Here is a 13,991-nt window from a genome sequence, read left to right as displayed (position 1 = left end):
GCATTCATCCGGCCGCCCCGGCCGTATGTGGACGGGTCTCCTGGAGCCATGGATGCGGTTTGCGTCCGTGGCCCAGGAGGCCCTCACTGTGACCTGTTTCGGATGATCCAGGTCGCAGGGAACGGGACGTGACCGAATCGAGAGCGACATGCTGACCGTGCAAGCCATCAGACAGGATCCAGGCAACGACGATGCCCAGCAACCAAGAGTTGGTAGATGCCACTGAGACGCTGGTGCGGACTCACGTCCTCCCCATCGACGACGAGTTCGATGGTGACGTCGAGGCGGCGGGCGGGGAGGAACTGCGAGGCCGGTTGCAGGCGCTGGCTCGCACCGCAGGGCTACTCACGCCTCACGGACCAGTCGATCTCGGTGGGCTCGGGCTGAACATGGGCGAGCGTGCTCCGGTGTTCGAGGCAGCCGGCTATTCGCTGTTCGGGCCGATGGCTCTCAACGTCAACGCGCCCGACGAGGGCAACATCCACCTGCTCGACCATGTTGCCTCGGCGACACAGCGTGAGCGCTACCTCCGTCCGCTGGTCGCCGGTGAATGGCGATCCGCGTTCGCGATGACCGAGCCGGCCCCAGGGGCAGGGTCGGATCCTGGGGCGCTGCTGACACGAGCAGTGAAGGTTGCGGGCGGTTGGCTGATCACAGGTCGGAAGCGCTTCATCACCGGTGCTGACGGTGCGGGATTCCTCATCATCATGGCTCGGACGAGCGGCGAGCCTGACACCCCGGGTGGCGCGACGATGTTCCTCGCCCCCAGCGGTGCAAACGGCATCACGCTCGTGCGACACCTGAGCACGATGGATCGCTCGATGTTGGGTGGGCACTGCGACCTCACCTTCGATGACGTGTTCGTCTCGGATGATGACGTCCTGGGTGAGGTCGATCAGGGATTTGCCTACGCGCAGGTACGGCTCGGCCCGGCACGGATGACCCATGTGATGCGGTGGACGGGGGCAGCCCAGCGCGCGCATGAGGTCGCGGTGTGTTACGCCACTCAGCGGAAGATGTTCGGGTCGCGGCTCTCTGATCTGGGGATGGCGCAGCAGATGATCGCCGACAACGAGATCGACCTGGCGGCCACGCGGGCTCTGCTGCGTGAGGCGTGCGCGGAGTTGGACGCGGGTGAGAGGGCTTCGAAGGCTACGTCGATCGCGAAGACGTTCTCTGCGGAAGCGCTCAACAGGGTCGCCGACCGCTCGGTGCAGCTCTGCGGGGGACTGGGCATCTCCCGTGATCTTCCTGTCGCGAAGATCGCCCGGGAGTTGAGACCGTTCCGCATCTATGACGGCCCGTCGGAGGTGCACCGCTGGTCGCTGGCCAAACGGGCCGCTCGACAGTACGGCCAGAGCGAGTCGCCCCGATGACCTCACCCTTGGCACCCGAAGTCGTTCTGGGCGAGAACGAGTTGGCCGGGGTTGCGGCATTGATGAAGAATCAGGGGATCTCAGTCGTGGGGCCTATCCGCGCCGACCTGATCGCGGGGGGCCGCTCGAACCTCACCTTCCGGCTGGGCGACGGGGTCACCCAGTGGGTGTTGCGGATGCCGCCGCGATCGGGGCGTACGCCATCGGCGCATGACGTTGCTCGCGAGTATCGGGTGACCGCAGCCCTGCGCGGCATGCCTGTTCCAGTCCCACCAGCGCTGCTGCTGCATGAGAGGGAAGAACTGCTGGGCGGACCCTTCGCGATTGCGGGGTACGTCGAGGGCCGAACGGTGCAAACGCAGGAACAACTCGAGTCGCTCACCGCGAAGGACGTTGAGATCCTCACCTCGAGCTTGGTCGAGACACTGGCGGCGCTGCACCGCGTTGACCACGCCGCGATCGGCCTGGAGCGATTCGGTCGTCCCGACGGGTACGTGACTCGGCAACTACAACGCTGGTCGCATCAGTGGGCGCTGGTGGGAGACCCGTCGCTTGCTTCTCGTGCGGCCCTGCTGGTGTCGAGTCTTGGGGTGGCGGTTCCTCCACAGCGCTCAACCAGCATCGTCCACGGGGACTTTCGCATCGACAACGCCATCCTCGACCTTGCCGCGAGTGGAGCGCCCAGGTTGGCTGCAGTGGTGGACTGGGAACTGTCCACGATCGGCGACTCGGTCGCCGACGTGGCGATGATGTGCGCCTACCGCCATCCCGCTTTTGATCTCATCGTCGGCGCACCGGCAGCCTGGACTAGCCAACTGCTGCCCGAGGTCGACGAGCTGGCCGGTCGCTACGAGGCGGCGGGCGGGGCCAAGCTTGATGCATGGGAGTTCCACCTTGCGCTGGCGTACTTCAAGATCGCCGTGATCGCCGCGGGCATCGACCACCGGATGCGCTCGGGCTCGGGCTCGGGTCCCGGCTTCGACACTGCCGGCGCCTCTGTGCCCATCTACCTGGAACTCGGTCTGCGGGCGATCGGGCGTGCGTGACTGGTCGTGGTTTCCGCGGTAGTGCGGTAGCGGACTTTGCGAGGCGATCCCAGACGAACCTGGACCTGCCGGGAATCTCCAACATCGCTCTGACCTGCGCAGATGCCTCACCACCCGCCTCCGAAGCTCGGAGACCCAGGCATCGTCACACCTCCACCTCACGGCCAGGACGACGCTCCTCGGCCGGCCAGCCGAGACCGGTCGTGGCCGGCGCTTCGGTGGTGCTCGGCTTGGGCGCGATGCCACCGGGGTCCGCCGGGCCCTGGTCCAGCCGGAACGGCGGGTAGGTGTCGGTCATCAGGGCGACGTACGCCGTCACTCGGTAGACCCACCGGTTCAGGCCGACCAGGAGGTCGAACAAGGGAGCCGGGTAGCGGCCGGTGAACAGCAACAGGATTCCGGCAGCCAACGTCAGCGCGCCGATCAGACCGCCGCCGACGAACTGGAGGTCGTCCGCGTCACCGAACTGCCACGTGCCCGCGAGCACGCCCAGCACGATCAGGTGCGGCAGCGCCAGCAGCCACGACTTGACCAGCACCAGTCCGCGCGAGAGCCGCTCGGGGTAGGCGACGTCGAGGTCGGCCGGGTAGTCGGCGTGCCCGAGGGTGAATGGCGGGTAGCGGTCCGTGCCGATCGCAGCCGTCGCGTAGAACTGCACCCGCCAGCTCCACCGCAGGATGCCGACGTTGAGGTCGAACAGGCCACGCGGGTAGCGGCCGGTGAGCAGGATCGCGAAGAAGGCCACGACGGTGAGCACCACGAAGACCAGCCACAGCAGCGCGAGCACGATGAAGTGCGGGATCGCCAGGAACCACTTGACGACCCAGAGCCCACGGTTCAGCTGCGGGTCCTTCGCGCCGACCAGGGTCACCGGGGTGTCGGGCCGGATGGCTTCCGGAGGCTGACCGGGCGCGGCCTCGCGCAGGACCCGCGGTCCCGGCGGCCGGGCGCCGTGCACGACGAGCAGTGCGCCGCCGACGATCAGGGCGCCGCCCAGCAGGCCGAGGCTCCATGCCAGAGGGGCGAGCCAGCCGAGGCGTCCGCCCGCGGACAGGTCGACCGCAACCCCCGGGGAACCGTCGAGGTTCATGACCACGGCGGTGTAGGTGCCGGGCTCGAGGTCCCAGGTCAGCGTCTGGGTGCCGGGGCCGCTGCTCTGCGCGGTCCAGAACCCCTGGTCCGTGGGAGCCGCGCGCAGGTCACCGCCGGCGCCACGCCGGGTCAGCGAGTAGTCAAACGGGTCGGTGCGCAGGTCGCTGATCTCGTCGTACGACGCGCTGCCCAGGTAGTCCGCGACGTCGGCACTCGGTGCGATCGCGATGAAGACGGCTGATGCGTCCGCGGAGCGGGCGCTCAGCCGCACGGTGGCGAGGTCACGGTCGGCCCACCAGTCGTCGGGGCCGGCCTCGCCGAGGGTCACGACCTCGCTGGAGAGGGCCACCGTCTCGGTGGTGAGCTGCTCGGTCGAGGTGCTGAAGAATCCTTCGTCGTCGCGCTGGGTCGCCATCGCCCAGCCCAGTCCGAGGCCTCCGAGAAGCAGCGGGAAGCCCACGAGCGCGAGCAGGATGCCGACGACGAGGGGGACCGGGCGGCTCCGGCGTGAAGCGGTGCGGCCCGGTCCAGATGGTGGGGCGTGGGTGGTCATGGTCGTGGTCTCCTTTCTCCTCGCCAGGGCCAGACACCACCGTGACGGTGCACGAGGTCGAACGGCATCGGTCGTGAGGCTCCGTGTCGGTCGTGCCTTCGGCCGGGGGCCGGGTCAGACTTTCGGCCGGTTCCCTGGTGGCGCTCCATCCCTAGGCTGAGGGGGTGAGCAATCCACTGCGGTCCCTGCTGGAGGAACCCCGGCCCTCCGCCCCACCGGTTCGGGTATGGCGGGACTGGGCGCTGCTGGCCATCGTGACGTTCCTCGGGGTGCTGGAGGGTGTCCTGCGTGAGGACCAGCCGCTACCGGTGCTGTCGGTGGCGTTGACGCTCGGACTGGCGCCGCTGCTGTTGTGGCGACGTACCCACCCGCTCGCAGTGGTCGCGACCGCCTTCGGCGTGGTCGCGGTCGTGGACATCGTGCTGGTCGTTGCTGACGCGCCGGCGATCGACATGTACACGATGCTCTACTTCCTGCTGCTGCCCTACTCACTCTTCCGGTGGGGTTCCGGGCGAGAGGCGGTGGCGGGTCTGGCGATCATCATGGTCCCGGCCACCCTCGCGTTCGTCGTCAGCTGGACCGGGTTGCCCGACGCAATCGGCGGGGTCGCCGTCCTGATGTCTGCCTTTGCCCTGGGCTGGGCCGTGCGTTCCGAGCACGGTGCCCGGGAACGAAGGTTGGAGCAGGTGAAGTCGGAGGAGCGGGTCCTGTTGGCGCGCGAGCTGCACGACACGGTGGCCCACCATGTCTCTGCCATCGCCATCCAGGCTCAGGCCGGGCGCGCTCTGGCGGCGACCAGCCCGTCGTCGCCGCTCGAGGCACTGGAGGTGATCGAGGTGGAGGCATCGCGCACGCTCGCGGAGATGCGGGCGATGGTCCGCGTGCTGCGCAACGAGGCACCCGTCGACTACGCCCCGCAGCCCGGTGTGGCCGACCTCGAGCGGCTGTCCGGGGCCTCGGCCGCTGGGCCGCGGGTGGAGGTGAGGGTCTCCGATGACCTGGCCGACCTCCCTGCACCGATCGATGCCGCTGTCTTCCGGATCGCTCAGGAGGCGGTCACCAACGCCCTGCGGCATGCTCGGAATGCCACCCTGATCGACGTACGCGTCTCCGGCGACCGGTCGACCGTCAGCCTCGTCGTCCGCGACGACGGTGATCCGGTCGCGGCTGACCCCGCCCCCGAAGCGGGGTTCGGGCTCACCGGGATGGTGGAACGCGCACTGCTCCTGGGTGGCGCTTGCCAGGCAGGTCCCTGCCCCGGTCGCGGCTGGGCCGTCAGCGCGACACTGCCACGGCAGGTGTCGGCGTGAGCATCCGGGTGCTGGTCGCCGACGACCAGGATCTCGTGCGGACCGGACTGCGGCTGATCCTCGGCACCCTGGACGGCATCGAGGTCGTGGGGGAGGCGCGCGACGGGCAGGAGGCGGTGCGGCTGGCCCGCGAACTCCGTCCCGACGTGTGCCTGATGGACATCCGGATGCCCGTCCTCGACGGTGTCGAGGCGACCCGTCTGCTGGCCGGTCCGGGTGTCAAGGACCCGGTCGCGGTCGTCGTAATCACCACCTTCGACCTCGACGAGTACGTCCACGGTGCGCTGTCGGCCGGCGCCACCGGCTTCCTGCTGAAGGACGCCGGCCCCGAGCTGCTCGGCGAAGCGATCCGGGCGGCCACCCGAGGCGACTCGCTCATTTCGCCCAGCATCACCCGCCGGCTGCTGTCGACGTTCGCGGGCACGGGTCGGGCAGCCCCTCCCGCGCAGCCTCTCGACCCGCTCACCGAACGCGAGGAGCAGGTGCTGCTCACGATCGCGCGGGGTCGCACCAACGCAGAGATCGCCGCCGAGCTGCACATCAGCCTCAGCACGGTGAAGACCCACATCGGCAGCCTCATGGCCAAGCTCGGCGCCCGGAACCGGGTGGAGGTCGCGATGTGGGGATACGAAACGGGCCGGATCCGGGACTAGAGATCGCCCCACACGGGTCGGGACCTGCCGTTTCGTGTGACTACTTGACCTCGGAGCGGCGCAGGAACAGCAGCCCGACGACGAGGGGAATGACGATCCAGATCATCGTGGTCGAGCCGAGCATCGCCCACTCCTCAACGGTGTTCGTGGCGCCGTCGAAGAGTTCCACCTGCGTGTAGTTCCAGTCGATCCACGGCTGCAGGTCCTCGAACCACGGGCGCACCTGGGCCAGGAGGACGAGGATGCCGGGCATGACCAGTGAGACGACGAAGTAGCCCACGATCGCGGCCGCTGAGTTGCGCAGTACGACACCGAGGGTGAAGCCGATCGCCATGCCGACCACGTTGCCGAGCACGATCTGGGGTGCGGTGGACAGCGACACGTCCCAGACGGTGTCGACGCCGGCGAGTGAGGAGCCGGCCAGGTTGCCGACAGCGCCCACCGCGAAGGCGACGGCCATCGAGCCGAGGCCCACCAGGACGGTCGCGATCGCCTTGGCTCCGATCACGCGTCCACGGCTCGGCACCAGCGTGAACGTCGTGAGCCCGCTGCGCTGGCTCCACTCACTCGTGACGGCCAGGATCGCGATCATCGGCAGGATCACCGACATCGGGAACCCGATTGCCGTCGCGAAGCTCTCGTAGGTCACGTCGCTGTCGGGAGCGAAGGTGATGACCGCCCCCGTCGCGATGACCGACAGGACGCCGATGCTGACGAGCATCCAGAATCCCGAGCGGGTGTTGAACATCTTGCGCAACTCGACCCTGACGAGCCGGGTGGTCGAGATGGGACGCACGCCCCGGGGCGCAGGGGCGGTGGTGTCCGGCGAGATGGTCGTGGCGGTCATGCGGCAACTCCTTCGCGTTGGGTGTCGGCAGTGAGCGACAGGAACATGTCTTCGAGCCCGGCACCCTCGGCGGACCGGAGCTCGGTGAGGGCGATACCGGCGCTCAGCGCCACCGCCCCGACCCGAGCGGGGTCGGCATCGGTGCGGACCGAGCCGTCCCCGGCGACCGTGCTGGGGATGCCGGCCTGCTCCAGGGCGTGGGCGAGGTCGCGCGGTGACGTCGAGCGGGCGAGCGTCCCGGCCGCGGCCAGGAGTTCTTCCTTGGTGCCGGCCGCGACGATCTTGCCGTTGCCGATCACGACCAGGTCATCGGCGATGACCTCGATCTCGTGGAGCAGGTGTGAGGACAGCAGCACGGTGCCGCCCTGGCTGGCGAAGCCGGTCAGCAGGTCGCGCATCCACCGGATCCCGGCGGGGTCGAGTCCGTTGGCGGGCTCGTCGAGGATCAGCACCTGGGGGTCTCCGAGCAGTGCGGTGGCGATGCCGAGCCGCTGGCGCATCCCGAGGGAGTAGTGACGCACCCGGCGCCTTGCCTCGGTGGGGGTCAGACTCACCAGTTCGAGCATCTCGTCGACGCGCGAGCCGGGCAGGCCCATCGTGGCGGCAGCTACCGCGAGGATCTCGCGGCCGGTGCGCCCGGCGTGCTGCGCTGAGGCGTCCAGCAGGACGCCCACCTCGAGGCCGGGGTTGGCGAGGTCGGCGAACCGTTCTCGGTTGATGGTCGCGGAGCCGGATGTCGGGACGGTCAGACCCACCATGACGCGCATCGTGGTGGACTTGCCGGCACCGTTCGGGCCGAGGAAGCCGGTCACGCGGCCGGGCTGGGCGGTGAAGGAGACGTTGTCGACGGCGGTGAAGCCGGCGTACCTCCGGGTCAGGGACTCAACTGTGATCATGGGCTCAACCCTCGCGGCATCGCGTCGTGCGCGCCTCGGTTCGATGGCCAGTCTTGTCCCGACCGAAAGTACGAGGCCGCCTCACCCTGCCCTTGCCAGGAGTGGCTCGGTATCAGCGCAGGTCGGCCAACGTGGTCGCACCGGCGAGCACGTCGTGTTCGAGGATGCGATGTGCTGCCCGGGGCTCTTCCAGCAACGGGCTGTGCGCGGAGTTGTCGAACACGTAGAAGCCTTTGACCGGGGCTTGAAGCTTCTCGAAGTAGTCCCGGGCCAGCGAGGTCACGCACGTGTAGTCGTACTTGCCCTCGAGGAAGTACACCGGGATCTGCAGCGCCGGCACGGTCTCGCGGAGGTCGGCTCGGATCAGCTGGTCCCACAACCCGAAGCTCCGCGAGAATGCCCGACCGCGCCACAGTCTGACCTTCTCGCGCAACGTGTAGCCGCGGAAACGCCACGAGGCCAGGAAGATCCCCGTGATGACCGACGTCATGTCGTGGGTGGTGCCTATTCCGAGCCTGTGCATCGCGGAGTCGCGTAGCTTCAGATACGCCTCGGGCGTTCCGGTGCTCATCGTCACCGGCGCCCGCTCCAGGTCGCGCACCATGCCGGCGTCGCGGCGTTTCTTGTAGGCAGCGAGCATGTAGTCGTGGGCGATCTTCTCGGATTCGAGCTGGTAGACCGTCTGCGCCATGCCGAGGTAGGCCTTGAAGCGTTCTGGTGACCGAGCTGCGGCCTGCAAGGCGATGAAGCTGCCCCAGGAGTGGCCAAGGAGGTAGATCTGATCCTGGTCGAACCGATCACGCAGGTAGTCGGTGACGGTGAGCGTGTCGTCGATGAACTGCTCGATCGTCATGGTCTCCGGGGGGATGTCAGAGGCGTAGGAGAGCGCCGCGCCGCGCTGGTCCCACCAGACGACGGTGAACAGGTCCTCCAGGTCCGTCGGGTACTGCTGGGTGAGGGGGTAGTCGGGCATCCCTGGCCCGCCGTGGACCCACAGCAGAACAGGATTGGACGTGTTCTCGCCGCGGATGACCATGCCCTGCAGCACGCCGTTGACAGGCACGGACAACTTCTCCGAGATGCTCTGGGGGAGCCGGTGGCCGTTGTCGTCGAGGAATGGCTCGGTGCTGCCCGGTCTCCACCACGGCAGCAGAGCGGCAAGGCTGACGGTGGAGACCAACACGATGATCACTCCTTCGTTCGTTCGAGCCTGAAGAGGGACAGGACCCGGCCTTCTACGGGCTAGACGACGTCGCGGCGCTGCACCGCCACCAGGCCGGCCGCTGCGGGCAGGAGGCCATAGAGCAGCAGTGCCGCTACCGCCGCTGCGACACTCACGTCGGAGGTGACTCCGGAGATGGCGCCGCCGAGCGCGGGCGGGATCCAGGACGCGGCGTCGCTGAACAGCTGTACGACGAGAGGCGGGATCATGAAGAGCGCGAGCACTACCGCTGTCACCGCACCACCGAGGTTGCGGATCACGGCCCCCAGTCCACCTCCGAGGAGTGCGCCGACGGCTCCAGCCAGGGTCGTGGCGGCCAGGATCTGGGTCACCCCGCCGATCGACACCAGGAAGCCGTACTCGGTGCTGGGCAGCGCGAGAGCGACTCCCGTGATGATCAGCGTCTGACCGATCAGTCCGAGAAGCGCACCGCCGAGGAGAATCGCCGTGAGTTGGGCGAGGCCCGCGCGGATGCGCCGCGGCGAGGTCAGGTAGGTCGGGACGACGGTGTGGTGTCCGTGCTCCCGAGCTACGGCGATCGCGCCGAACAGTCCGGTGCCCAACATGGCGTTGTAGGCGAAGGCCATCAGCGACTGCTGGTCCGCAGCGGTCGCGATGAACGCCTTGCTCCCGTCCATGTCGGTGCCGAAGATCACGACCGCGGCATCGATGCCGGCGATCAGGAACAGCACGGCAAGGAAGCCCAGCGGCAACCTGGTCGTCGTGAGCTTGCGGATCTCCGCCCGCACGAGTCGTAGCCACGTCATTGCGCCACTACCTGCCTTTCGGTCTCGGCCACGTCGGCGGTGTTGTCGTGACCGTCGAGGTGGGAATCGTTGCTCGTCCAGTCCAGGAACAGCTCCTCGAGGGAACCGGCCTGGGGGGTCAGTTCGTGCAGCGCAATGCCTGCGGCGCAGGCGCGGTCACCGATGTCACGAGTGCTGAGGCCCCGGACGACGAGCTCGCCCTCGGCCCCGGTGTGGACGGTGGCGCCAGCATGTCGGAGCAGCTCGGTCAGCCGCTCTCCCTGGGGGGTGCGCACCGACGTACCTGCCTGTTGCAGGCTGGCAAGGGCCCCGGTGGCGACCAGACGCCCGTGGTTGATCACCACCACCTCGTCGGCCAGGTGCTCGACCTCGGCGAGGAGGTGGCTGGAGACGAAGATCGTCCCGCCGGCCGCGGCGCGAGACCGCAGCAGGTCACGGAGCCAGCGGATGCCCTGTGGGTCGAGGCCGTTGCCGGGCTCGTCGAGGACCAGGACGGGCGGGTCGCCGAGCAGGGCGGCCGCGATGCCGAGCCGTTGCCGCATCCCCAGCGAGTAGCCGCCGACGTGGCGGTCGGCGGCGTGGGTCAGCTGGACCAGCTCCAGCAGCTCATCGATGCGACCAGGCGAGATGCCGGAACCGTCGGCGAGGATCCGCAGGTGGTTGCGGCCGCTGCGGCCGGGGTGGAACGCGTTCGGCTCGAGGACGACGCCGACCGTCCGGGTGGGGTCCGCCAGGTCGCGGTAGCGGGTGCCCGCGACGGTGGCGTGGCCGGAGTCGGCGGCCGCCAGGTCGAGCAGGATCTTCATCGTGGTCGACTTCCCGGCGCCGTTGGGCCCCAGGAAGCCGGTGACTCGGGCGGGCGCGACGGTGAAGCTGAGGTCGTCGACGACCACCTCCCGGCGATATCGTTTGGTGACGTGTTCGATCTCAAGCGGATACATGGTCGGGCTTCCTTTCAGCGGGTGTGGTGAGAGGGCGAGTGGGGCGGCGGAGCAAGCCCGCCACCCGGACGATGGTGGCCAGCGTGAGCAGCAGGGTCAGGCTTCCCATCACGACGGCGAGGTCAGGCGCCCAGGTCCACAGACCGCCCCACCCGTAGCTCGACATCGGCAGCAGGACCAGCCCACCGACGACAGCGGCCCGGAGCAGGACCCCGGCCCAGGAGCGCACCCGGTGGGCCGGGGGCTCGGGCGATGTCACGCTGCGTACGGCTCGGACCAGTCCCCACGCGGTGGCGCCCAGCAGGAGCAGAGCGACCACGTCGAACACGGCGTAGAACCGCCACACCGAGGGCAGATCCTCGGCCGGCTGGCCGAGGGCGGTGTGCACGACGTTGCGGGCGATGCGGTCCGCGATGAAGGGGTTGCCAGGCACCGGCAGTTCGTTGCCGGCATTGACGACCACGGCCATTGCCACGCCGCGCTCGGGGAAGAGCGCGAGCATGGTGGTGGCGTCGGGGGTGTTGCCAGGGTGGAAGACGGCGTCCTCACCCCAGGGCCCACCTACGAACCAGCCCATCGCGTAGTGGCTGTCCTGTCCCTGTGCCCACGAGCCGAGGACCGCGTCGGGGCCGGCGGCGACCAGGGTCCGGATGCCGTCGGCGGAGACGATCCGGGTGCCGTCCGGGGCGAGGCCGTCGGCAAGGTACATCGACAGGTAGCGGCCGAGGTCGGTGGCGGACGAGATCAGGTAACCGGCAGCGAGGGTGGCCTCCCGGCGGGTCGGTTCGTTGGCGATGGGTACGCCGAACCAGAACCGGTGGCCCTGCGCCAGGGCGTCGTCGCCGACGGGTGCGGTGGTGGCGGAGCTGTGCGTCATCCCCAGCGGGCCGAAGATCTCGCGCTGCAGGTAGTCGGCGTACGGCTGGCCAGAGGCGCGTTCGACGACGAGGCCGGCCAGGACGTAGTTGGCGTTGGCGTAGAGCCAGGTCCTGCCGGGAGTGGAGGCGAGCTCGGCGTCCTCCAGCTCGGTGATCGCCGCCACAGGCGTGCCGTCGGCAGCCGAGGCCAGCAGCGGGCCGCCGGCCAGGTCGTCGAGTCCACTAGTCTGCTGCAGGAGGTCGCGCACAGTGATGTCGTCGACGCGCTGACCGGCGGCGAGTGTGAGCTCGGGGACGTAGTCGCGCACCGGGGCCTCGAGATCCACGCGGCCGGCGTCGACCAGTTGCAGGACGGCCAGCGCCGTGAACGACTTGCTGGCGGAGCCGATCACGAACGGGGTGTCCGCCGTGACCGCACGGTCTCCGCCTGCGTCGCCCACCCCTCGCGCCTCGACACCTTCCTCAGAGACCAACGCGACGGCTCCACCTGAGACGTTGGACTCGCCGAGCTGCGCGGCCAGGACGCGCTCGACCTCGGTGATCGGGACTTCCGCCTGGCGAGGGCCATTGACCACCCCGGAGGACACGGGGCTCGCCGCCGCTCCTGCGCCGCCGATGGCCAGCAGCATCAGCGCCGCCAGCACGGACCGGGTGACGCGCCCGGGCCGGCCGGTCACGACGACGCCCCGGGGTCGACCACGGGCAGCCCGCGGCTGCGGTCGGCGTGCAGGGTGCTCATGTCTGCCTCCAAGGAACACGGGTGTGGATCAGCGGGTCGGTGCGGTGTCGCGCAGGACATCGGTCATCAGGTCGTGGAACTCGGCGGGCTGCTCCCACAGAGGGCGGTGCCCGGAGGTGTCGAAGTACGTCAGTTCCTTCGAGGGAGCGCGGAGCTGCTCGAACCATTCCTGGGCCAGCAACTGCCTCCCGGGTGCCTCGTGGCGCCCTTGGGCCAGATACACCGGCACCGCGAGGCTGGTGGCCTGGGTGCGGAAGTCGATGTGCTGCAGCTGCGGGTAGAGCACCGAGAACACGTCGAGAGTGGCGCCCAAGATGTGCGCCTGGTCGAGCAACGTGTACTCCTCGACGAAGAGGTTCTCGCTCATCTGCCCGGCGCCCTCGCTGTTCGGGCCGTGGTCGTAGGGGTGGACCTCCGTCTCGTTGGTCAGGGCCGCTTCGTAGTCCAGGATGTCGGTGTACGGCGGAGGGCCGTTCTCCTCCAGCGTGGCGACGAGGTCGGTGTTGCCTTGCCTGCGCGCCCAAGCGAGCGTGTCCTGGTAGAAGATCTTGTCTGTTGCCACCTGGCTCACCATCTGCCCGACGCCGATGTAGGCGCGGTACAACTCGGGATGCTGTTGCACGGCAAGGACTCCGAGAGTGGTCCCCCAGGACTGGCCGACCAGGTAGACCTTGTCCTCGTCGAATCGGTCGCGCAGGTAGTTGGTGACCGCGAGCGCGTCGTCCACTGCCCCGTCCAGAGTCATCGTGTCGGTGGGGTCGAGCTGGTCGTAGGACTTCCCGGTGCCCCGCTGGTCGAACGTGACGACCACGAAGTCATCCTCCAGTGCCACGCTGTGCCGCCGCATCGCACCGAGCTCACTGCCGCCGGGTCCGCCGGCCAAGAACAGGAGCACAGGGTTCTGGGCACTGCGCCCGCGGATCATCAACGCCAGGTCTCGACCGTCGACCTCGACCCGAGTCAGTTCCGCGACGCTTCCGGCTATCGTCTGGCCGTCCGCGTCGACGATCGGGTCAGTGCTCGCAGGGCGAGCGATGAAGGCGGCCAGGGCCACGAGCACGAGGCCAGTGACCACCGCGATGCTGCGACGCAGCCACAGGCCCAGCGCACTCGGGAAACTCCGGCTACGGTGACCGGTCGACCGCCGGCGCCGGGCCAAGGCCGCACCCAGAGCGGCTCCCAGAACCATCGGCAACAGGGCCAGCAGCGCGTGGACGCCACGGCCGACCGCGAACGCCATGATGCCGTAGGCGCTGGTCAGGTGGATGCCGTCCACCGTCGGTCCCGAGACGCCTCGTCGCGTCAACTCGAAGACGACGACGAAGGTGAGCGGAGCCACCAGCATGGCCCATCGGGACCGGAGCAGGAGACCGGCGACGAACCCGACGAGGATCCCGAGCCCCATCGCCGAGAGCGCCTCCCACGGGGACAACGGTCCGCGCGGCGTCCACCAACCGGCGAGCAACCCGTAGCCAACCGCGGCGAACACCGCGAGGCTCCGGGCCAGCCGCCTGTCCGCCACGTCCCCCCGCCAGAGCACACCTGCTCTGCCCCTGTTGATCACGTCAGCACCCGCGCCCTGGCCTGGAGGCCGTTCCAGCTGCGGTGTCACTGGGGGATTGGCGTGCACACTCATCACGGACGCTCCTGACCCGGTTGCTCACTCGGCCG

At 68.9% G+C, this 13,991-nt stretch carries 12 protein-coding genes; 4 read left to right on the top strand and 8 right to left on the bottom strand.

What is annotated here, in order from left to right; genetic code table 11:
- Positions 1 to 191 precede the first annotated feature (191 nt).
- Entirely contained in the window at positions 192 to 1,376 is a 1,185-nt protein-coding gene (locus AB7I40_RS21325; RefSeq protein WP_428344988.1) for an acyl-CoA dehydrogenase family protein, read from the top strand.
- Entirely contained in the window at positions 1,373 to 2,422 is a 1,050-nt protein-coding gene (locus tag AB7I40_RS21320) for a phosphotransferase family protein (protein WP_428348129.1), read from the top strand. Before AB7I40_RS21325 ends, AB7I40_RS21320 begins: the two co-directional genes overlap by 4 nt.
- Positions 2,423 to 2,567: 145 nt before the next feature.
- On the opposite strand, the gene AB7I40_RS21315 is transcribed toward AB7I40_RS21320, so the two are convergent.
- Complete coding sequence (locus tag AB7I40_RS21315; RefSeq protein ID WP_428344989.1) at positions 2,568 to 4,067, bottom strand: DUF4389 domain-containing protein; 1,500 nt, start codon at positions 4,065 to 4,067, stop codon at positions 2,568 to 2,570.
- 164 nt (positions 4,068 to 4,231) lie between these two features.
- Here AB7I40_RS21315 and AB7I40_RS21310 point away from each other — a divergent pair, with 164 nt between their 5' ends.
- On the top strand, positions 4,232 to 5,377 hold the full coding sequence (locus AB7I40_RS21310; protein ID WP_428344990.1) for a sensor histidine kinase: 1,146 nt from the start codon (positions 4,232 to 4,234) through the stop codon (positions 5,375 to 5,377).
- Complete coding sequence (locus tag AB7I40_RS21305) at positions 5,374 to 6,030, top strand: response regulator (protein WP_428344991.1); 657 nt, start codon at positions 5,374 to 5,376, stop codon at positions 6,028 to 6,030. Before AB7I40_RS21310 ends, AB7I40_RS21305 begins: the two co-directional genes overlap by 4 nt.
- Before the next feature lie 40 nt (positions 6,031 to 6,070).
- On the opposite strand, the gene AB7I40_RS21300 is transcribed toward AB7I40_RS21305, so the two are convergent.
- The 7 genes from AB7I40_RS21300 to AB7I40_RS21270 form a co-directional block, all read right to left on the bottom strand.
- A complete protein-coding gene (locus tag AB7I40_RS21300; protein WP_428344992.1) occupies positions 6,071 to 6,877 on the bottom strand; it encodes an ABC transporter permease in 807 nt (268 codons plus the stop codon).
- Positions 6,874 to 7,773 carry an ABC transporter ATP-binding protein gene (locus AB7I40_RS21295; protein WP_428344993.1) on the bottom strand — a complete coding sequence of 300 codons (900 nt, stop codon included), beginning with the start codon at positions 7,771 to 7,773 and terminating at the stop codon, positions 6,874 to 6,876. Before AB7I40_RS21295 ends, AB7I40_RS21300 begins: the two co-directional genes overlap by 4 nt.
- A 112-nt stretch (positions 7,774 to 7,885) precedes the next feature.
- A complete protein-coding gene (locus AB7I40_RS21290) occupies positions 7,886 to 8,956 on the bottom strand; it encodes an alpha/beta fold hydrolase (protein WP_428344994.1) in 1,071 nt (356 codons plus the stop codon).
- 59 nt (positions 8,957 to 9,015) lie between these two features.
- Positions 9,016 to 9,762 (bottom strand): hypothetical protein, encoded by a 747-nt coding sequence (locus AB7I40_RS21285; RefSeq protein ID WP_428344995.1) that lies wholly within the window; start codon positions 9,760 to 9,762, stop codon positions 9,016 to 9,018.
- Positions 9,759 to 10,703, bottom strand: coding sequence for an ABC transporter ATP-binding protein (locus AB7I40_RS21280; RefSeq protein WP_428344996.1), 945 nt, complete (start codon positions 10,701 to 10,703; stop codon positions 9,759 to 9,761). The genes AB7I40_RS21285 and AB7I40_RS21280 overlap by 4 nt, the downstream gene beginning before the upstream one ends.
- Complete coding sequence (locus tag AB7I40_RS21275) at positions 10,690 to 12,258, bottom strand: serine hydrolase domain-containing protein (protein ID WP_428344997.1); 1,569 nt, start codon at positions 12,256 to 12,258, stop codon at positions 10,690 to 10,692. The genes AB7I40_RS21280 and AB7I40_RS21275 overlap by 14 nt, the downstream gene beginning before the upstream one ends.
- Positions 12,259 to 12,348: 90 nt before the next feature.
- The gene (locus AB7I40_RS21270; protein WP_428344998.1) at positions 12,349 to 13,842 is read right to left on the bottom strand and encodes an alpha/beta fold hydrolase; all 1,494 of its coding nucleotides are present in this window, start codon (positions 13,840 to 13,842) and stop codon (positions 12,349 to 12,351) included.
- Positions 13,843 to 13,991: the final 149 nt, after the last annotated feature.

It is taken from the genome of Nocardioides sp. (genome assembly GCF_050246775.1).
Lineage (GTDB): Bacteria > Actinomycetota > Actinomycetes > Propionibacteriales > Nocardioidaceae > Nocardioides.
Note: the sequence above shows the minus strand (reverse complement) of the source record. Positions and strands in the feature narration are given on the sequence as shown.